Genomic DNA, 19813 nt, shown 5'->3' with positions numbered 1-19813 from the left:
CCCATGCTTCACGCCGAAACCCGCCACGCCACCGATCCCGCCCACGTGAAGACGATGGACACCGCGGGCCTACGCGACCATTTCCATGTCGGCGGCCTGTTCGCGACGGGCGAGATCAAGCTGGTCTATTCGCATTATGACCGGCTGATCCTCGGCTCCGCCGTTCCTGGCGCGGGCAAGCTGGTGCTGGACGAGGTGCCCGAGACCGGGACCAAGAGCTTCCTCGACCGGCGGGAGCTCGGCGTGCTGAACATCGGCGACACCGGCCAGATCGAGGTGGATGGAGAGACCCATACGGTCGAGAACGGAGAGGTGCTCTACGTCGGCATGGGCGCGGGCGCGGTCACCTTCTCGGGCGCGGGGCGGTTCTACATCCTCTCGGCCCCGGCGCACCGGACCTGCCCGACGAAGCTGATCAAAAAGGCCGACGCCAAGCGGGTCGAGATGGGAACGAAGGAGCAGTCGAACGAGCGGGTGATCAACCAGCTCCTGCACCCTGACGTCTGCGAAAGCTGCCAGCTGCTGATCGGTTACACCCAGTTCGCCGAGGGCTCGGTCTGGAACACCATGCCCGCGCACCTGCACGACCGGCGGATGGAGGCGTATCTCTACTTCGACATGACGCCCGACCAGCGCGTCTTCCACTTCATGGGCGAGCCGTCCGAGACGCGGCACCTCGTCATGGCGAACGAAGAGGCCGTGATCTCTCCGCCCTGGTCGATCCACTCCGGCGCGGGCACCGGCAGCTACACCTTCTGCTGGGCGATGGCGGGCGACAACGTCGACTTCACCGACATGGACATGGTCGCCATGGGGGATCTGCGGTGAGCTTCTCCCTGAACGGACGCCGCGCGCTGGTCACCGGCGCCAACACCGGCATCGGACAGGCCATCGCCGTGTCGCTGGCCGAGGCAGGGGCCGAGGTGATCTGCGGCGGCCGGTCCGACATGTCGGAAACGCTGGCGCTGATCCCGGGGTCCGAGGCGCTGACGCTCGACTTCTCCGACCCGATGGCGGCGCGCGACGTGTTTTCGGACCGGCCCATCGACATCCTCGTGAACAACGCGGGCACCATCAAGCGGGCCGACAGCGTGGATTTCTCCGAGGCAGACTGGGACGCCGTGATGGACGTGAACCTCAAGGCGGTGTTCTTCACCTCGCAGGCCTTCGCCCGCGCCGCGCTCGCCCGGAAGGCCCCGGCCAAGATCGTGAACATCGCCTCGCTCCTGTCCTTCCAGGGCGGGATACGGGTGCCTTCCTACACCGCCGCCAAACACGGGGTCGCGGGGCTGACAAAGATCCTCGCCAACGAATGGGCGGCGAAGGACATCAACGTGAACGCCATCGCGCCCGGTTACATCGCGACCAACAACACGACGGCCCTTCGCGAGGATGCCGACCGCTCGCGCCAGATCCTCGAACGCATTCCGGCGGGCCGCTGGGGCAAGCCGTCGGACATCGGCGGGGCGGCGGTGTTCCTGGCTTCTTCCGCCGCCGACTATGTGCATGGCGCGGTGCTGAACGTGGACGGAGGCTGGCTTGCCCGCTGACCTCCCCCGGCTGACCCGCTCGGGCGCCCCGCGCCCCGGTGTCGGCATCGTGCACCTCGGCCTCGGCGCCTTCTTCCGCGCGCACGGGGCTGTCTACATCGCCGAGGCGATGCAGGCTTCGGGCGGTGATTGGGGCATCCTCGCCGCCAGCCTGCAGAGCCCAGGCACCCGCGACGCGCTGAAGCCGCAGGGCTACGCCTACACTGCCTTGGAGGCCGGTCCCGAGGGCGACACAGCCCGCGTGATCGAGGTGATCGAGGACATGATCGTCGCGCCCGAGGACCCGGCGGCGCTGGTCGCTGCCTTGGCCGCGCCCGGTGTGAAGATCGTGACGCTGACGGTGACCGAGAAGGGCTATTGCCACAACCCGGCGACCGGCGACCTGAACCTCTCGCACCCCGACATCGCCCACGACCTCGCCAATCCGCTGCCGAAAAGTGCCCCCGGTTTCCTCGTCCGCGCGCTGGCCGCGCGCAAGGCGGCGGGGCTGCGGCCCTTCACCGTCCTGACCTGCGACAACCTGCCGGACAACGGCAGCGTGGTGCGTCGCGCCGTGCTGGACCTCGCCCGCGCGCTGGATCCGGACCTCGCCGTATGGATAGAGGCCGAGGGGCGCTTCCCCTCGACCATGGTCGACCGGATCGTGCCCGCCACCAAGCCCGAGGACCTCGCTCGCGTCGCCGCCGCCACCGGCCACCACGACGCCTTTCCCGTGATCCACGAACCGTTCCGGCAATGGGTGGTGGAGGACGATTTCGTTGACGGGCAACGGCCCGACCTCGGCGCGGTCGGGGTGGAACTGGTCGCAGACGTCGCCCCCTTCGAACTGATGAAGCTGCGGATGCTGAATGGCACCCATTCGCCGCTGGCCTACCTCGGCTACCTTGCCGGGCACGAGACCATCGCCGACTGCGCCGCCGACCCGGTCTTTGCCGGGTTCGTGCGGCATCTCTGGACGCGGGAGATCATCCCCGTCCTGACCCCGCCCCCCGGCACCGACCTGCACAACTACGCCGCCGCACTGCTGGAGCGGTACCGCAACCCGGCCATACGGCACCGGACGTGGCAGATCGCGATGGACGGCAGCCAGAAGCTACCGCAGCGCATCCTCGGGACACTGTCGGAGGCGCAGACGCCCTGCCCGGGCCTCTGCCTCGCCGTCGCGGGGTGGATGTGCTACGTCGGCGGAACCGACGAGACCGGCCAGCCGATCGACGTTCGCGACCCCTTCGCGGCGGAGCTGCGGCGGCTCTCCGACAGAGGCGAGACCCCGGCCGGGAAGGTCGCGGCGCTGCTGTCGCTGCAAGCGGTGTTCTCGGAAGACGTCGCAGCGAAGATCGCGGCCCCGGTCACTGCCGCCTACGAGACGCTGGTCGCCAAGGGCGCGCGCGCTGCCGCGCAGGAGATCGCGCAATGATCGAAAGCTGGCGCTGGTACGGGCCTTTCGACACCATCTCCCTCGCCGAGATCGCCCAGACCGGCGCGGCGGGCATCGTGCACGCGCTGCACGAGGTTCCATACGGTGAAGTCTGGACGCGGGAGGCCGTCGCCGCCCGCAAGGCCGAGATCACCGGCGCGGGCTTTCGCTGGGACGTGGTGGAGAGCCTCCCCGTCCACGAGGCGATCAAGCGGGGAGAGGGCGACCTTTCCACGCTCTTCGCCAACTACCGGCAGTCGATGGCAAACCTCGCCGCCGAGGGCATCCGGACGATCTGCTACAATTTCATGCCGCTGCTCGACTGGACCCGGACCGACCTCAAGGCCCCGGTCGCCCGCGGCGGCACCTGCCTGCGGTTCGACACAGCCCGGATGGCCACTTTCGAGATCCACATGCTGGGCCGTACCGATGCCGAAGGCGATTACCCCGAAGAGGTCCTGCGCCGGGCCGCGGCATGGTTTCAGGCGTCCACCGAAGGTGACCGCGACGCGCTCCTGCACGCCATCATGTCGGGCCTGCCCGGCGCCTTCGACCGCTATGACATCGCTGGGCTGCGGAAGGCGCTGAAGGGCTACGAGGGGATCGACCGCGACACCCTTCGCGCCAATTACCGTCGCTTCCTCGAAGAGGTAATCCCGGCCGCCGAAGACCTCGGCATGGCACTTTGCGTTCATCCCGACGATCCGCCGCGGGATATCCTCGGCCTTCCACGCATCGTCTCGGACGAAGACGGTATCGGCTGGATCATGCAGGCCGTCGACAGCCCGGCGAACGGGCTGACCCTCTGCTCCGGCTCGCTGGGCGCCAACCCCGCGAACGACGTGCCCGCGATCGCCCGGCACTTCGCCGCCCGCATCCGCTTTGCGCACCTGCGCAACGTGGCGAAAGAGGCGGACGGCAGTTTCGAGGAGGCCGCGCATCTCGACGGTGACACCGACATGGTGGCGCTGATCGCGGTCCTGCTGGGCGAGGAACGCCGCCGCCGCGACGCGGGCGAGGATTTCGCGCAGATCCCGATGCGGCCCGACCATGGTCACGATCTGTTGCACGACATGGAGCGGGAGAGCTTCCCGGGCTATCCTCTGATCGGCCGCCTGCGCGGGCTGGCCGAACTGCGCGGGGTGGCCCGCGCGCTGGAACAGGCGGGCTGAGATGGCCGAACCGATCCTGCTGAACCAAAGGGACAACGTCGTTGTCCTGCCCGACCGGCTGGACGCGGGCGCCGACCCGCTTGGGCTGAACCATCCACTGCCGAAGGGTGTCGCGGCGGGCCACAAGATCGCCCGACAGGCCATCGCGAAGGGCGCGGAGATCCTGAAGTTCGGGCAGGTGATCGGCCACGCCAGCACGGAGATCGCGGCGGGCGATCACGTCCACAGCCACAATTGCGACTTCGCGGACCACAGCCGGGACTACCGGATCGGCGCCGACCTCGACGCCGCGCGGGCCGCGATCCCTCAGATGCAGGCGCGGACCTTCAAGGGTTACCTCCGCGACAACGGCCAGGTCGGCACGCGGAACTACATCGCGCTCTGCGCCACGGTGAACTGCTCGGCCACCGTCATCCGGCGCGCGGCGGCCGAGATCGAGGCCTCGGGCCTGCTTGACGCCTATCCAAACGTCGACGGGATCGCCGCCTTTGCCCATGGCACCGGTTGCGGCATGGACATGAACGGGCGCGGCTTCGACATCCTCGACCGGGTGCTCTGGGGCCACGCGACGCATCCAAATGTCGGTGCCACGATCTTTGTCGGCCTCGGCTGCGAGATGATGCAGATCGCCCGGATGCAGAACCGCGCGGGCGGGGCGAGAGGGTGTTCGGCCTGACCATCCAAGGCACCGGCGGCACCCGTGCCACCATCGCCGCGATCCGCGACAAGGTGGCCGAGATACTGCCCGAGGTGAACCGCGCGACCCGCAGCGACTGCCCGGCCTCGGCCCTCAAGGTGGCGCTGCAATGCGGGGGGTCGGACGGGTTCTCGGGCCTCACGGCCAACCCGGCGCTTGGCCTCGCCTCGGACCGGATCGTCGGCCTCGGCGGCACGGTGATCCTGTCGGAGACGCCCGAGATCTACGGCGCCGAACAGCTTCTCCTGCGCCGTGCAGCTTCCCCCGAGATTGCCGAGAAGCTGATCGACCGGATCAGGTGGTGGGAAGACTATACGGCTATGAATGGCGGTTCGATGGACAACAACCCGTCCCCGGGCAACAAGCAGGGCGGGCTGACCACGATCCTCGAGAAGTCGCTGGGCGCGGTGGCCAAGGGCGGCAGCACGCCGCTGACCGCCGTCTACGACTACGCCGAACCGGTGACCGAGGCGGGCTTCACCTTCATGGACACGCCGGGCTACGACCCGGTGTCGGCCACCGGGCAGATCGCGGGCGGGGCGCAGGTGCTCTGCTTCACCACCGGACGGGGATCGGCCTTTGGGTCGAAACCCGCGCCGACGATCAAGCTGGCCACCAACGACGCGCTCTTCCGCGCGATGCCCGAGGACATGGACATCAACTGCGGCGACGTCATGCTGGGCGTGTCACTGTCGGACAAGGCGGACCAGATCGTCGACGCGATCCTTGCCACGGCATCGGGCGCGGCGACGAAGTCCGAGGCGCTCGGCCTCGGCGACAACGAGTTCGTGCCCTGGCAGATCGGCGCGGTGATGTAGCCGCGCGCGACCCGTGCCCGGCCGCCGCGCCTATTTCCAGAGCCCCTGCACCGCCCGCGACAGCGATTGCGCCGTGAACGGCTTGGTGACGATTGGCGCGGTCGGGAACTTGGCCAGCGAATCCGACTGGCTGCCGTAGCCGCTGGCCAGGATGAAGGGCACGTTCTTGGACCTCAGCACCTGCGCCACCGGCAGGCTGGTTTCGGCCCCGAGGTGCACGTCGAGCACGGCAAAGCTGTGCTGATGGGATTCGATGATGCGCAGCGCCTCTGCCACGGTCGAGGCGGTGTGCACATTGTCGACCCCCATGTCCCCGAGGATGTCGGCGGCGTCCATCGCGATGATCATGTTGTCCTCGACGATGAGGGCAGTGCCGGACAGCGGGTTGCCGGCCGGGCGGGCGACCGGTTCCGCGGCCACGACGGCAGGGGCCTCCTGCTCGGCCATCTCGGTGACGAAGCGTTCGGGGATCAGGAACTCCGCCTGCACGCCGGTCAGCTTGAACTGCAGCTCGGCGTGGCCCTTGAGCTCGAAGGGGATCGACTTCTCGATGATCGTCGTGCCGAAACCGCGCCGCTCGGGCGGTTTGACGGCGGGCCCACCGGACTCGCTCCAGCTTAGCCGGAAGAAGCCGTCGTCGCGCCGGTCCACCTCGACCGTGACGCGGCCATCGGCGGTCGACAGGGCGCCGTATTTGACCGAGTTCGTCACAAGCTCGTGGAACACCAGCGCGATCGAGGAAAACGCCTCGGGTGCCAGCTTGACGGGGGTGCCCAGGATCGCGACCCGCGCCTGGTCGTCCGAGAGGTAGGCCTTCAGCTCGATGTTCACGAGATCGGCGAATGCCACCGGCGACCATTCGGTCTCGGTCAGCTGGTCATGCGCCTTTGCGAGGGCCTGGATGCGGCCATCGACCGCAAAGGAGAACTCCTCGATCGAGCTGGCGGATTTCCGGGACTGCGCCACCAGCGACCGGATCAGGCCCAGCACGTTGCGGACCCGGTGGTTCAGCTCGGCGATCAGCAACTCCTGCTGGTCCTGCGCGCGCTTGCGCTCGGCGTTCATCTCGTCCGAGAGCTTCAGCACGACCTCGAGCAGGGTGACGCGGATCGCCTCGGCCGCGCGGAGCGAGGTGGGCGACCAGCTCATGCTGCGGTTGGCCACGTCTTCCTTCCAGACCTCGAAGCTCTTTCGCGGGGTCAGACGGGCGCCGTAGCTGCCGACCTCGACCGGCTTGTGCGGGTTGCCGGCCCAGGTGACCTGCCGGGCGACCTCGGTCCGGAAAAGGACGATGTAGTCGCGTGGCAGGCGCGAGATCGGGATCGCGAGAATGCCGGCACACGAACCGACCGCGTGGGCCATCGAGGGCAGCCGCGCGACCAGGTTGTCGGTGGCATAGACGCGCGAGGCGGCGGCGGTGTTCAGGAACCGGACGATGGGCTGGAAATCGGCCTCGGACGGGGCCGATCCGAGCGTGGTGTAGCTGTCCGACATGTAGAGCGCGATGCCGTCGTGCGGGATCACCTTGCCGATCTCGCCCGCGATGCTGCGGAACCCGCTGGCCAGGTCCTCGCCCGAGCTGAGGCCCATCATCAGCCGGTCGTGCAACCGCTGTGCCCGACCGACGGTGTCCGCGATCTCGCGCGCCTCGCGCCGTTCGAGTTCGTAGGCGTAGAACTGCGCCAGGAGCTCGATCGCGGTACGGCGCTCGTAATCGACGTAGAGCGGTTCACGGTGATGGCAGGCGAACAGGCCCCACAGCTCCCCCCGGATGATGATCGAGACCGACATCGACGCGCGGACCTTCATGTTCCGCAGGTATTCGAGGTGGATCGGCGACACCGCGCGGGAGACCGCCAGCGACAGGTCCAGCGGCTCGCCCTCGGGGCTGAACTGCGGCAGGATCGGCGCGACCTTGTCGTCGACATCCGCGATCAGCCGAAGGTGGCTGCGCTTGTAGAGCTCGCGCGCCTGCCGGGGAATGTCGGAGGCCGGGAAATGCAGACCGAGGTAGGTTTCGGAATCGGCGTCGTCCTTGGCCTCGGCGATCACGGTGCCGTCGCCTTCGGGGCCGAACTGATAGACCATGACGCGGTCGAAGCCGGCCAGCTCTCTCAGCTGCTGGGCCGCGGCCTGCGACACGCCCAGCAGGTCCTTCTGCGCCGCGATCCGGCGCATCATCGGTGTCACGATGGCCAGTTCGTCATGCTCGGTCCCGCGCGACTTGGCCTCGAACTCAAGGATATAGCTGTGGTTCGACTGGTGGGCGCTGATGTCGAACGGCCGACCGTCCTCGAAGACATCCATGCCGAACATCCGCATCACTGCGTTCTCGTGCGAATTCGCCCCCAGCTTGTGACGCAGCTTCTCGATGGTGGCGGCAGGAAGAAAACGCTTGAGCGGCAGGCCGATCATAGTCTCGGCAGGGATGCCGAGGAGCTGTTCGCAGTTGGCCGAGGCGTGCTGCACGATCCAGTCGGCCGAGATCGCGACCAGCGCGCCGAAGGACTGGACGTTGCCGAGGATATGGATGGGCTCGCGATCGCAATTGGTGAGGTCGACGGGCGTGTCGGTCGAAATGTAGGATTGGTTCATTCTGTCCGGAGGTGATGGGCTGAAAGTATCTGGTCTGTGGCGTCGAGGAAGATGTCGAAGACGCGGGTGCTGTCGGCGAGGATCCGGTCGCGCAGCTCGCCCTCGGGCGGGGTGGCGACGATCCGGGCCAGAAAACTGCGCCAGGCGGCGATTTCGGGTTCGCGCGCGAGAATGCCGGTGCGCAGAGCCTCGGGCACGGACTTGCGCAGGAAGGCCAGCCCGAGCTGAGAGCCCAGCATCACGTAGGCCACCGCGTCGGGGTGGATGGGGCGATCCGCGGGCGCGGGCCGGTCAGACCCGGCACCGCGTGTCACGGGTGCGGCACGTCTGACATAGTCGGTCGCCTCGGCCGCCTGACCGTCGCAGGCGGCCAGCACGCGGGCGTTGGCGATGTCGTGGATTTCCTGGAAAGTCGCGCGGCCACAAGGGGTTGAAAGGTCGATACCCCCCATGCGGCCGTCGAGGATCCGGTGCCGCTCGGCCGTCACGTCCCGCAGCTGCGACCTGAAGTCGGTCGTCACTTCTTCACCGATGCGCGCTGCCATCGACCGCTGTCCGGAAATGCTGTTTCACCCTGAGCCTGCGCCTTGTCCGACTTGATCAACATTCATCCGCCCAAATGGTTCCCCGGAACTTGATGCTTCATGAATTTTGTCTGTCCTGACGGGATATCTGCCGCGGCCACAGGGTCAAGCGGCGCCGATCCTCGCGGCGGGCGACCAAACCCTGCTGCGCGGATTTCGGGCACCGCGGTCCGGGCGCCAGCGGTGGCAGGAATCCACGCGGCCGGGCGATGCCCCCCCTTGCGTCCGGGCGCGGACTTGCCAGCATGGCGGCATGAGACGACGCCCATTGATCGCCGGCCTTGCCGCGCTTCCGCTCTTGCCCCGCGCCGCCGTGGCGTGGGACGCACCCGAGGCGTGGGCAACATGGCGCGCCCGGTTCCTCGCCCCGGACGGGCGGGTCGTGGACGACGGCCAAGGCGGTATCAGCCATTCCGAAGGCCAGGGCTACGCGCTCCTCCTTGCGCAGGCGTTCGACGACCGTGACAGCTTTGACCTGATCGAGGACTGGACCCGGCGCAGCCTTGCCAACCGGCAGGATGCACTGATGTCCTGGGCCTGGGACCCGGCACGGGCCGAACACGTCATCGACTGGCACAACGCGACCGACGGGGACCTCTTCAGGGCCTGGGCCCTGCTCAGGGCCGCAAGGGTGTCCGGCTGGCCGGTCGACCTGTCCGTGGTCGAGGCGATCTGCCGCTACATCGTCGCCCTGTGCCTTGCCCCCGACCCGGGCGTACCGGGCGCCCTGCTCCTCCGGCCCGGGGCCGAGGCGCGGCGGGACGATGCGGGCGTGCTGGTCAACCCGTCCTACTACCATTTGCGCGCGCTTCGGGACCTGGGCGCGGCCTTCGGCCTGCCCGCGCTGACGGCCACCGCCGACCACGGCGACAACCTCTTGCGCGCGCTGGCCGCCGCCGGCCCCGTGCCGGACTGGATCGAAGTCACCGGCGACGGTGTCGCCCCGCCACGGGACCACGCCATGCGGTCGAGCTACGACGCCCTGCGCGTGCCGCTCTACCTTGCGTGGTCGGGCATGGCGGACCACCCGGCCGCCGTGGTCATGCGCGACGCGATGCGCCGCGCGACCCACCCCGGGCACGTCGCAGTCAGCTTTGCCCCCGACGGCAGCATCCTCGCCGAAAGCGATCAGCCCGGGTACCGGGCCATCGAGACCCTTGCCTCCGGCAAGAACCCGCGGATCGACGCGCGGGATCCCGCCGTCCAGCCGTACTATCCTGCAACACTCCAGCTGCTCTGCCACGTGGCTGCACGCGAACGCCACAATTGAACCGCTTCGGCATGGCAGCCTTGTTCCCCCGGGCCCCGCGTCCGAGTCGGCCCGACAGACCCTGCAACCCGCCTTCCCCCTCCAAGGACCCCCCATGAAATACGCCCGCCTCCTCATCGGTCTCATCGTCATCCTCGTCGCCGTCTGGATCATCGTCGGAGAGCAGATGTCAGGGGCGAGTGCCGACGCGGTGGTGAACGCTCCGGTGGTCACGGTAAGGTCGGACGTGGCCGGGACGCTGGACATGCCGGACCGGTCCTACGGCGCCCGCGTGGCGCAGGGCGAGGTGCTGGCGACCGTCACCGACGGGCTGGTCGACACGATCCGCCTGAACGACCTGATCCTCGAGCACGAGCTTGCCAAGGCCGAGGCCGCGCGCCTGTCGGCCGACATCGACGCGACCCAGACCGTGCGCACCGAACTGGTCGACCGGTCCGAAACCTTTCGCGACGAACGGCTGGCCGAGCTGCGCACCCGGCTCGACCACGCGCGCATCCGGCTGGCGCTGCTGGACGACGGCGACTTTCCCGACGATGCCGACCAGCGGCTGATCGACGGGCTGGCCGACCTGCAGGGCCGCGTGCCGGGCGAACCGCTGGTCGATGCCCTCGTCCTCGATCACGCGCGCGAGCGGGTCGAGGTCCTCGAGATCGCCCTGAACGCCGCCGAGGCGGGGGTGTTCCTGGGCGACGGCTACAACGATTCCCCCAATGCCGCGCAACGCGCGACCGAGCTCGACACCGTCATCTCGGGCCAGCAGAGCGCGCTGGCCGCCGCGCAGGCCCGCATCGGCGCGATCCAGGCCCGGATCGACCGCGAGCGGGTGCGCGTCAACGCGCTGCGCGGCGGCGAGATGAGCGCGCCGGTCAACGGCCTCTACTGGGAGGTGCTGCAAGCCGACGGCGTCACCGTGCAGCGTGGCGACCCGATCCTGCGGCTAGTCAATTGCGACCGGGTGATGGTCACGCTGTCGGTGACCGAACGGATCTACAACGATCTCAGGATCGGCCAGGCGGCAACCTTCCGGCTGGAAGGTCAATCTGAGGTCTTCGATGCCACGGTGGCCCGGCTGGCGGGGTCCGGCGCGGCGACGGTCTATGACCACCTCGCCGTCGCACCCAGCCAGAAGCACCTCGAACGCTTTGACGTGATGCTGCAGGTGCCCGGACTGGCGACCGACCCCGAGGCCGGCTGCCTGATCGGGCAGACCGGGCGCGCATTCTTCGACCGGCGGCCGCTCGACTGGCTGCGCGGCTGACATGCTGGAATTCCCGCACCTCGGCGGACTGGGGTCGAGCGTCACCCACCTGTGGCTGATCGCCGGCATAGCGCTGATCCTGCCGTCAATCGTCGACCGGACCAACAACCGTCATCGCGCCGCGCTCTTCGCGGTCTCGTTCCTGCTGGCACTGCGCTACGCGTGGTGGCGCCTGACCGAGACCCTGGCGCCGGTCGGGCTGAGCGTCGATTTCATCGCCTCGGGCACGCTATTCGCGCTCGAGATGCTGGCGCTGATCGGGTCGCTCAGCGCCTTTGTGATCATGTCCCGGATCCGGCTGCGCAGCGACGAGGCGACGGACCACGCCGGCTGGTGGCGCGACGCCGAACCCAAGGTCGCGATCCTGATCGCCACCTACAACGAGGACCGCGACATCCTTGAACGCACGATAGTCGGCGCGCGCTCCCTCAGGCACCAGAACAAGGACATCATCGTCCTCGACGACAGCCGCCGCGACTGGCTGCGTGATTTCTGTGCCGAACTGGGGGTGCGCTACATGCGCCGGCCCGACAACAAGGGCGCGAAGGCCGGCAACATCAACCATGCGCTGGCCCGACTGGCCGAAGAGCCGGTGCCGCCGGATTTCGTCGCCGTGCTGGACGCCGACTTCGTGCCGCACCGGGGCTTCATCTCGCGCACGCTGGCGCTGTTCCATAACCCCGAGGTCGGGCTGGTCCAGACGCCGCAGCACTTCTTCAATCCCGACCCGATCCAGCACAACCTGGGCATCACCCGGTCCTACCCCGACGAACAGCGGTTCTTCTTCGACCACATGCAGCCCTGCCGCGACGGCTGGGGTATCACGATCTGCTGCGGCACCTCGTCCATCGCGCGCTGGAAGGCGGTCCAGGCAGTCGGCGGCTTTCCGACCGAAAGCGTGACCGAGGATTTCCTGATGTCGCTGACCCTGCAGGCCAACGGCTGGAAGACGGTCTACCTGAACGAGCCCCTGTCCGAGGGGCTGGCGCCGGAGGGGCTGAAGGAATACATCACGCAGCGCGCCCGCTGGTGCCTGGGGCTGATGCAGATTGCACGGTCCTCGATGGGGCCGTTCCGGCGCAACGGGCTGCGCCTGCGCGACCGGTGGAGCGTGATCGACTCGGTGTTCTACTGGCTGCCCAGCTTTGCCTTCCGGCTGGCGGCGGTGGCCTTTCCGTTGCTCTACTGGTTCGGCAACGTGATCGTCGTCGATGCGCCGCTGACCGACGTGATCCGGTACTTTGCCACCTACTACGTCTGGACCCTTGCGGTGATGAACCTGCTGTCGCCCGGCATGGTGGTGCCGGTACTGCATGACGTCAGCCAGCTGATCAGCTCGATTCCCATCACCCGTGCGGCGGTGACCGGCCTGACGCGCCCCAAGGGGCATCCGTTTTCGGTCACCGCCAAGGGGGGCGACCGCAACCGGGTCGTCGTCCAGTGGCGGATGATGGCACCCTTCGCGGCCCTCCTGGTGCTGACGGTGCTGGGCCTGACCCTGGGCATCTTTGCCGACGGGTTCGCCTACAGCGACGCCGGCGATGGCAAGTGGGTGATCCTGTTCTGGACGCTCTACAACCTGCTGGTCCTCGGCCTCGCCGTGCTGTCCTGCATCGAGCTCCCGCGCGCCGAGGTCCATGTCGCCGACCGGCCCGAGCGGGTGACTTTCCGCGCCGATGGCGACGGGGACGAATGGACGCTCTGGATCACCTCGCTCACCATGGACACGGTGCGCCTGCGCGGCGCGGTCTTTCCGGCCGAGACGCGCGGCACGATCGAGATCGAGGGCGTGCCCGGCAGGGTGAAGGCCTATGTCATCCGCCCGACCGCCGACGGCGCGCGGGTGCAGCTGCTGCCGGACGCGGCGCAGCGCGACGCCTTCTTCGTACGGTTCTATGCCGAGGGCAGCGCGCCGGGCGTCGCCAACGTCCGGGCCTCGGCCCTGCTGGGCGACCTGGCCGAACGCCTGTCGGTCAGGAGCCGGTGACCTTCTGCCGGCGGGCCTGCAACCGCGCGAGGGCCGCCGAGAGATCCGCCGCCTCGCGGGTGGAATTGCGTTCGCGGGGATAGGCATCCTCACCCGCCGCCAGCCGGGTCGCGCTGTCGACGAGCGATCCGATGGGCCGGATGTAGATCCGCACGAAAAGGTAGGTCAGCAGCGCCAGCGCGGCGAGCGCGACCGCCGCCGCCAACAGGGCCGACCCGACGAGGGTGTGCAGCCCGGGCCGGAAGGTCGCGGCATCGAGCCGCCCGGCCAGTCGCCAGCCAAAGCTCGGCAGGTCCGCGTAGGCCACGTTCGGGACGAGGGTGGTGAAGTACTCTCGCCCGTCCGGCCAAGCCGCGCGGCCCGCGGCCTCGGTTCCCGACCGCGCGGCGGACAGCAGCCTCAGCTCGCCCGCGCCGGGCGCGGCACCGCCGGTCGACATGACGACCTCGCCGGACTGGCTGATGAGGTAGAGGTCGATCCCGAGGCTGCGCGCCATCTCGGTCAGTGCGCGTTCGGCCCAACTTGCGTCGATGTGCATCCCGAGGACGCCGGTCAGCTCTCCGCCCCGGTCGCGGACCGGCAGGGCGAGGTCGACGAAGCGCAACGGCTCTCCGCCCTCGGGCCGCAGCAGCTTGGCCAGCAGGACCGCATCGTGCACGTCGCCGGCAAAGCCCGCACGCAGGCCGTTTCGGAACCACGGCCGCTGGCTGACGTCGGCACCGACCAAAAGACCGTCCGAGGCCTCAAGCACCGTGCCGTCGACCCCCGCGTAGCCGATCCACGAGATCCGGGCGCCATCGCCGCGCATCCCCGCCATCACGCCGCCGATGCCTTCGATATCGCCCCCGTCGAGGGTTGCCGCGAGGTGCTTGAGATCGGCCCAGTCGGCATGCAGCGTCCGCGCGAAATCCTGCCCCGCCGCCTCGGTCCGCTTGCGCACGGCGCTGTCCAGCGCCTCGTCCAGAACGGTTTCGGACCGGGCCAGGAACAGCGTTGCCCCCGCCACGGCCAGCACGAGGACCGAGAGCGCGACAAAGCCGTAGGCGGCCTGCGCCAAGGTGAGCAATCCGCGGGGCGATCTGTCTGCCATGGGCTGCGTTTCCTCAGAACGTGTTGACGGCGAAACCGACGAACACGGTTTCCGCCTTGAACTTGTAGCCCGCCCGCAGGACGACGGGCCCCTGCCCGATCCGCTTGGTCAGGGCGGCCGAGACAGCGCTGTAGTGGTCGCTGCCCCCGACCGAGACCTCGGCCGCGACGCCCGTGGTGCCGAAGCCCGCCTGCACCAGCCCGAAGTAGGTGTTGTCGATGGTGCTGTAGTCCCCCAGCACGAAGAGATGACCGAACCCGGTCGGAGCCCAGCGTTCGAACGAGACCTTGGCGCCGAACTGCGTCTCGTTTGGATCGGTGTCGCTGAGCGTCCGGGCCAGGCTGGGGCCGACCTTAAAAGTGCCAACACCGTCGAGCGGAAGGGACCACAGGACCGACATGCTGGCGGCGCTGCCGCCATCGTACCGCGCGTAGGAGGCGCCGAGGTTCAGCCGCCCCCGGGTGATCGCAAGGCTGCTGTCGGTCGCCCCCTCCGCGATGTCGAGCTGGAAGAATTCCCCGTCCGCCTGCGCGGCCTCGGCACAGAGCAGAGCCAGCACGAGGCCGCAGGCCGCGCGTGTCGTTTTCGCATGGGGGCGGGCGGTTGCCGTGTTCATCCTGGCTCCTCGGTTGCGTCGCGGGTGAGAGACGGGACTCTGCGCCGGCATGATCGGAAAGAATTGCAGCAAAACTGTGGAAACGGTGCCGGTCGGGCGCTGCTTTGACGCGTCCTGCGGGCCGTCCGCTAACAAAGCTGTTTCTTCTGCGTATGTTATCGGACGGCGGCCGACAATGGCGGCGCGCCCCGATCCCGGCGTGATCCCGCCGGGTGGCATGAATGCCGGCATTTGGCGGTCGGACAGGACCTGCCCGGCCGCCGCGACCAAGCCGCAGCTTGACGACGGGCCGCGGCGCGGCCAAGTAATCGAACCGCTTGAACAGATGCCCCCGGAAGGATTGCAATGACTTACGTGCTGGGCCTCGACGCCGGTTCCTCGGTGGTCAAGGCGGCCTGCTTCGACACCGACGGCACTATGATCGCGGTCGCCACCCGCCGCACGCCGCTGCGGCGGCCCGGCGACGGCCGGGTCGAGGCCGATCCCGAGCTTTGCTGGTCCGCCACCTGCGCCGTCCTGCGCGACGTGGTGGCAAAGGCCGGCGTGGCGCCCGGCGAGATCACCGGGCTGGGCCTGACGGCGGCGATGGTCGGGCTCTGGCTGCTCGACCGCGACGGGGCACCGGTGCGGCCCGGCATCAACTGGGAAGACAGCCGCAGCCAGCCGATGCTCGACCGCATGATCGCGGAACGGCCCGGGCTGATGTCCGAGATCTTTGCCTCCTCCGGTTCGGTCATGCAGCAGGGTTGCACGCTGCCGCTGCTGGCCACGCTTGCCGCGCAGGACCCCGAGACCGTCGCGCGGGCGGCCGCGGCGGTGTCCTACAAGGACTTCCTGCGCGCCCGCCTGACCGGGCGCGTCGCCATCGACCGGACCGAGGCTGCCGTCGCACCGGGCGACGCGCGGGCGCAGACCGTCAGCCCGGCGATGCGCAGCCTCTTCGGGCTCGACGGGTTGGCGCACCTGTTTCCCGCGCCCCTCGACAGCACCGCCGAAGGCGGACGCCTGACCGCCGCCGCCGCCGCCGCCACTGGCTTGCCCGAGGGGCTGCCCGTCGCGGTCGGCGCCGGGGATGTGCCGGCGACTGTCATCGGGGCGGGCGGCCTCGTGCCCGGGGCGGCGACCGCCGTTCTCGGCACCACCTGCATGCTGGGCGTGGTGTCGGAAACGCCGGTCTTCACGCCGCCCGACCTCGGGCTGCTCTTCTCGCTGCCCGGCGGGACGTGGTACCGCGCCATGGTCAACGTGGCCGGCACGCTGAACCTCGACTGGGCGATGTCGGTCCTGGCGCGTGACCTGGTCGATGCACCCGACGGTTTCGACCGCCTGAACGCCGAGATCGCGGCCGTCCCGGTCGGCGCGCGCGGCCTGTCCTACCTGCCCTACCTCAGCGAAAGCGGGATCATCGCGCCGGTGGCCGACCCGACGGCCCGCGCCCAGTTTGCCGGGCTGACCCCGGCGCATGGCCGCGCCGACATGCTGCGCGCGGTCTACGAGGGGGTGGCGTTCGCCATGGCAGACCTCGCCGACCTGCTGGCACTTGCCCCTGACGCCCCTCTGACCCTGACCGGCGGCGGCAGCAACAGCCCGCTCTGGTGCGACATGATCGCCGAGGTCCTGGGCCGCGACGTGATGGTCCCCGACGGGGCAGAGTTCGGGGCGCGCGGCGCGGCGATGCTGGCCGCGGTGATGACCGGCGCCCATCCGGACATCGCGACGGCCAGCGCGGGCCTCCGGCAACTCGGTCACCGTCTGCACCGCCCCGGCGGGCGGAACGCGGCCGCGTGGCAACAGGCCCGGGCCCGCTATGCCACCTGCCGCGACAGGCTTCTGACCCGCTGACAGCCCGCGATTTGCGCCGGAAGCCTGCCGCAACACGGCTGCGGCAGCGAATTTGCTTGCATGTCAGAAATTGGCATATACCAATATTAGGAATGGATAAGACCGCTGAACCCGACCTGCCCCGCTACCTCGCCATCGCGCGCGACATCGAAGCCGACATCCGCGCCGGCCGGCTGATGGAGGGCGAGCGCCTGCCGTCGGAACGCGACATGGCGCGCGACCGCCAGATCAGCCGGATGACCGCGCGCCAGGCGCTCCAGCACCTGACCAAGCGCGGACTGCTCGAAGCGCAGGTCGGGCGCGGCACTTTCGTCCGCTCCGGGGCGATCCAGCAGGAACTGACAACCCTCACCGGGTTTTCCGAGGCGATGGCCCGGCAGGGCCGCGAAAGCTCGTCCATCGTGGTCGAGGCCGCCACCCGCGACCCCGACCCTGCAACCGCCCTTGCGCTCGGCCTGCCGGCGGGCGCCCAGGTGCACCGGCTGACCCGGATCCGCCTGGTCGACGGCGCCCCGGTCGCGATCGAGATCAGCGAGATCATCGCCGCCATCACGCCCGGCTTCTTCGCTGGTGCCGATTTCGCGCGGCAATCGACTTATGCCCGCCTGAGGACCGCCTTCGACATCGCCCCGACGACCGCCGAACAGACGCTAGAGGCCGCCGCGGCCGAAGGCGAGACGGCGCACCGGCTGAACCTGCCGGAGGGCGCCCCGATCCTGCGGCTGACGCGTCTGACCCGCGACGCGGAGGGGCAGGCCTTCGAATTCGTGCGGTCGCTCTACCGAGGCGACGCCTTCAACATGAAAGTCCACCTCTCGCTGGGGAGCACCGAGTGATGACCGCGGCGCATGCTTACCTCGACCGCCTGTCCACCCTGCTCGACGCGCTGAAGTCCGGCCCGACGGCGGATGCGATCCAGGTCACCGCCGCCGCCGTCGCCGCGGCCGCGCGGGCCGACCGGCAGCTCTTTGTCTTCGGCACCGGCCATTCGCACATGCTGGCCGAAGAGGTGCTCTACCGCGCGGGCGGACTGGCCTGCGCCGTGCCGATCCTGTCGGCTGCGACGATGCTGCACGAGGGCGCGGTGTCGGGTTCCGCGCTGGAACGCACCGAGGGCCTCGTCGCGCCGATCATCGCGCGCTACGGCCTGGGGCAGGGCGACGTCCTGATCGTGATCTCGAACAGCGGGGTGAACGCCGCGCCGCTCGACGCCGCGCGGATCGGGCGCGAGGCCGGGGCGACCGTGGTTGCGCTGACCTCGCTCGACTACTCCACCGCCGCGGCGGCGGGGCGCACCCGCCTGGCCGACCTGGCCGACATCGTGATCGACAACGGGATCGAGGCGGGCGACGCCATCGCCGCCCTGCCCGGCAGCGATCTGCGGGCGGGTCCGGCGTCGACGGTCGTCGGCGCGGCGATCCTCAACGCGATCGTCGTCGAGGTCGCCCATGCCCTCGCCCAGGACGGCGATCCGCCGGTGTTCCGCAGCGCGAACATGCCTGACGCGGCCGAGAACAACGCCCGCCTCGTGGCCCGCTACCGCGACCGCAACCCGCATTTGAGATGAGCCAAGGGCCGACAAGAGCCTTCCACCCACCAGCAGAGAGAGCACATACGATGACCCATTTCCGCAGAACCCACCTTCTGGCCGGCGCGGCGCTGACGGCGCTGATGCCGCTGAGCGCGGCAGCCCAGACCGAGCTGACGCTCTGGCACATGGAACAGCCGCCGCACCGCGTCGAGCGCGTGCAGATGCTGCTGGACGAGTTCAACGAGAGCCACCCCGAGATCACGGTCAAGCAGGAGCCGCAGAACTGGGGCGAGGTCTATGCCAAGGCCCCGGCCGCGCTGGCGGCGGGCGCCGGTCCCGACATGCTGTTCGCGATCCCCGACTTCACGCCGATCCTCAAGGGCGTCGGCGCCCTGACCTCGGTCGCGGATTTCGTCGAGGAGCTGGACGGTGAGCACGACTTCATCGACTCCGCGGTCGAGGCATATTCCTACGATGACGGCGTCTGGGCCGTCCCGCTCTACAACATGTCGATGAACCTCTGGTACCGCCCCTCGGTGCTCGAGGCCGCGGGCATCGAGGTTCCCACGACCTGGGAAGAGTGGAAGGCCGCCGCCGAGACGCTGACCGCCGACGGCGCCTACGGCATGGGCCTGCCGGCGAACCAGCAGCTCTACACAGACCAGACCGTCTTTTCGGTGATGGCCAACGGCGGCGCGTCCGAGATCTACAACGAGGACGGCACGCTGCGTTTCGACAATCCCGAAACGGTCGAGGCCTACACGTTCTACAACGACATGCTGCAGTACTCCCCGCCGGATGCGCCGTCCTGGACGTGGGGTGAGGCCGAAGCCTGCTTCGCCTCGCAAAGCTGCGGCATGATCATGCAGTTCTCGGTCATCTCGACCTACGACACCCAGGCCGAAGGCGATGCCGCCGACCTGGGCGTGGCCGCGATCCCGTCGAAGGACGGCGGCGATCACAACACCATCGCCTATGCCAACGCGGTGATGCTGCTCAGCCAGGACGAGGAAAAGATGGAGGCGTCCAAGACCTTCATCCGCTGGCTTCTTGAGCCCGAGAACTACGGCCGCTTCCTGAACATGGAGCCGGGTCTCTTCATGCCCGTGACCGCCGATGGCGCCGAGGCCGAAAGCTTCTGGAGCGACCCGATGGTCGAGAAGTACAAGCCGCAGATCGAGACGGTGATCGAGAACTCGCAGAACGGCATGCTGTTCGGCTTCACCTCGGGCCGCGTGTTCCCGGCGATCGCCGCGATTTCGGCCCAGAACGTGCTGGCCGAAACGCTGCAATCCATCGCGGTCAAGGGCATGGACCCGGCCGAGGCGGTCACCGCCGGCCAGGCCCGCATGACGGACCTGACCGAGTGATCTGAGACGGAGCCGG

Annotated in this window: 17 protein-coding genes; 13 read left to right on the top strand and 4 right to left on the bottom strand. The window is 69.0% G+C overall.

Translation table 11 applies throughout. The features are described 5' to 3' along the window. Positions 1-3 precede the first annotated feature (3 nt). From kduI to ACE2AC_RS15235, 6 genes are read left to right on the top strand one after another with little or no spacing between them, the layout of a single operon-like run. A complete protein-coding gene (gene kduI, locus ACE2AC_RS15260) occupies positions 4-828 on the top strand; it encodes a 5-dehydro-4-deoxy-D-glucuronate isomerase (RefSeq protein WP_375688289.1) in 825 nt (274 codons plus the stop codon). Next, on the top strand, positions 825-1550 hold the full coding sequence (gene kduD, locus ACE2AC_RS15255) for a 2-dehydro-3-deoxy-D-gluconate 5-dehydrogenase KduD (RefSeq protein ID WP_375688288.1): 726 nt from the start codon (positions 825-827) through the stop codon (positions 1548-1550). Before kduI ends, kduD begins: the two co-directional genes overlap by 4 nt. Continuing rightward, positions 1540-2967, top strand: a complete 1428-nt coding sequence (locus ACE2AC_RS15250; RefSeq protein ID WP_375688287.1) for a mannitol dehydrogenase family protein — start codon at positions 1540-1542, stop codon at positions 2965-2967. Before kduD ends, ACE2AC_RS15250 begins: the two co-directional genes overlap by 11 nt. Then, positions 2964-4139: a mannonate dehydratase gene (gene uxuA, locus ACE2AC_RS15245; protein ID WP_375688286.1), complete on the top strand. Its 1176-nt coding sequence runs from the start codon at positions 2964-2966 to the stop codon at positions 4137-4139. The genes ACE2AC_RS15250 and uxuA overlap by 4 nt, the downstream gene beginning before the upstream one ends. 1 nt (position 4140) lies before the next feature. Then, on the top strand, positions 4141-4815 hold the full coding sequence (locus ACE2AC_RS15240) for a UxaA family hydrolase (RefSeq protein WP_375688285.1): 675 nt from the start codon (positions 4141-4143) through the stop codon (positions 4813-4815). Then, positions 4803-5654: a UxaA family hydrolase gene (locus ACE2AC_RS15235; RefSeq protein WP_375688284.1), complete on the top strand. Its 852-nt coding sequence runs from the start codon at positions 4803-4805 to the stop codon at positions 5652-5654. Before ACE2AC_RS15240 ends, ACE2AC_RS15235 begins: the two co-directional genes overlap by 13 nt. Before the next feature lie 30 nt (positions 5655-5684). On the opposite strand, the gene ACE2AC_RS15230 is transcribed toward ACE2AC_RS15235, so the two are convergent. Together ACE2AC_RS15230 and ACE2AC_RS15225 are read right to left on the bottom strand one after the other, a co-directional pair. Next, positions 5685-8249 carry an HWE histidine kinase domain-containing protein gene (locus ACE2AC_RS15230; protein WP_375688283.1) on the bottom strand — a complete coding sequence of 855 codons (2565 nt, stop codon included), beginning with the start codon at positions 8247-8249 and terminating at the stop codon, positions 5685-5687. Then, complete coding sequence (locus tag ACE2AC_RS15225) at positions 8246-8794, bottom strand: hypothetical protein (protein WP_375688282.1); 549 nt, start codon at positions 8792-8794, stop codon at positions 8246-8248. The genes ACE2AC_RS15230 and ACE2AC_RS15225 overlap by 4 nt, the downstream gene beginning before the upstream one ends. A 292-nt stretch (positions 8795-9086) precedes the next feature. Here ACE2AC_RS15225 and ACE2AC_RS15220 point away from each other — a divergent pair, with 292 nt between their 5' ends. From ACE2AC_RS15220 to ACE2AC_RS15210, 3 genes are all read left to right on the top strand, one after another. Continuing rightward, a complete protein-coding gene (locus ACE2AC_RS15220; protein WP_375688281.1) occupies positions 9087-10103 on the top strand; it encodes a glycosyl hydrolase family 8 in 1017 nt (338 codons plus the stop codon). Positions 10104-10197: 94 nt separating this feature from the next. Continuing rightward, positions 10198-11361: an HlyD family efflux transporter periplasmic adaptor subunit gene (locus ACE2AC_RS15215; RefSeq protein WP_375688280.1), complete on the top strand. Its 1164-nt coding sequence runs from the start codon at positions 10198-10200 to the stop codon at positions 11359-11361. Between the two features lies 1 nt (position 11362). Then, positions 11363-13348, top strand: a complete 1986-nt coding sequence (locus ACE2AC_RS15210; protein WP_375688279.1) for a glycosyltransferase family 2 protein — start codon at positions 11363-11365, stop codon at positions 13346-13348. On the opposite strand, the gene ACE2AC_RS15205 is transcribed toward ACE2AC_RS15210, so the two are convergent. Then, positions 13335-14438 (bottom strand): cache domain-containing protein, encoded by a 1104-nt coding sequence (locus tag ACE2AC_RS15205; RefSeq protein WP_375688278.1) that lies wholly within the window; start codon positions 14436-14438, stop codon positions 13335-13337. The genes ACE2AC_RS15210 and ACE2AC_RS15205 overlap by 14 nt on opposite strands. 13 nt (positions 14439-14451) lie before the next feature. Beyond that, a complete protein-coding gene (locus tag ACE2AC_RS15200) occupies positions 14452-15054 on the bottom strand; it encodes a hypothetical protein (RefSeq protein WP_375688277.1) in 603 nt (200 codons plus the stop codon). A gap of 345 nt (positions 15055-15399) precedes the next feature. On the opposite strand from ACE2AC_RS15200, the gene ACE2AC_RS15195 reads away from it, so the two are divergent. The 4 genes from ACE2AC_RS15195 (at position 15400) to ACE2AC_RS15180 (ending at position 19797) form a co-directional block, all read left to right on the top strand. Further along, positions 15400-16896, top strand: a complete 1497-nt coding sequence (locus ACE2AC_RS15195) for an FGGY-family carbohydrate kinase (protein ID WP_375688276.1) — start codon at positions 15400-15402, stop codon at positions 16894-16896. Between the two features lie 92 nt (positions 16897-16988). Beyond that, positions 16989-17732, top strand: coding sequence for a GntR family transcriptional regulator (locus ACE2AC_RS15190; protein ID WP_375688275.1), 744 nt, complete (start codon positions 16989-16991; stop codon positions 17730-17732). Next, positions 17732-18463 carry an SIS domain-containing protein gene (locus ACE2AC_RS15185; protein ID WP_375688274.1) on the top strand — a complete coding sequence of 244 codons (732 nt, stop codon included), beginning with the start codon at positions 17732-17734 and terminating at the stop codon, positions 18461-18463. The genes ACE2AC_RS15190 and ACE2AC_RS15185 overlap by 1 nt, the downstream gene beginning before the upstream one ends. 50 nt (positions 18464-18513) lie before the next feature. Next, positions 18514-19797 (top strand): ABC transporter substrate-binding protein, encoded by a 1284-nt coding sequence (locus ACE2AC_RS15180; RefSeq protein ID WP_375688273.1) that lies wholly within the window; start codon positions 18514-18516, stop codon positions 19795-19797. Positions 19798-19813: the final 16 nt, after the last annotated feature.

Origin of the sequence: Pseudooceanicola sp. LIPI14-2-Ac024 (assembly GCF_042188925.1) — a bacterium.
In the GTDB taxonomy this organism is placed as follows: Bacteria; Pseudomonadota; Alphaproteobacteria; order Rhodobacterales; family Rhodobacteraceae; genus Pseudooceanicola.
This window is presented reverse-complemented; position numbering and strand designations above follow the sequence as displayed.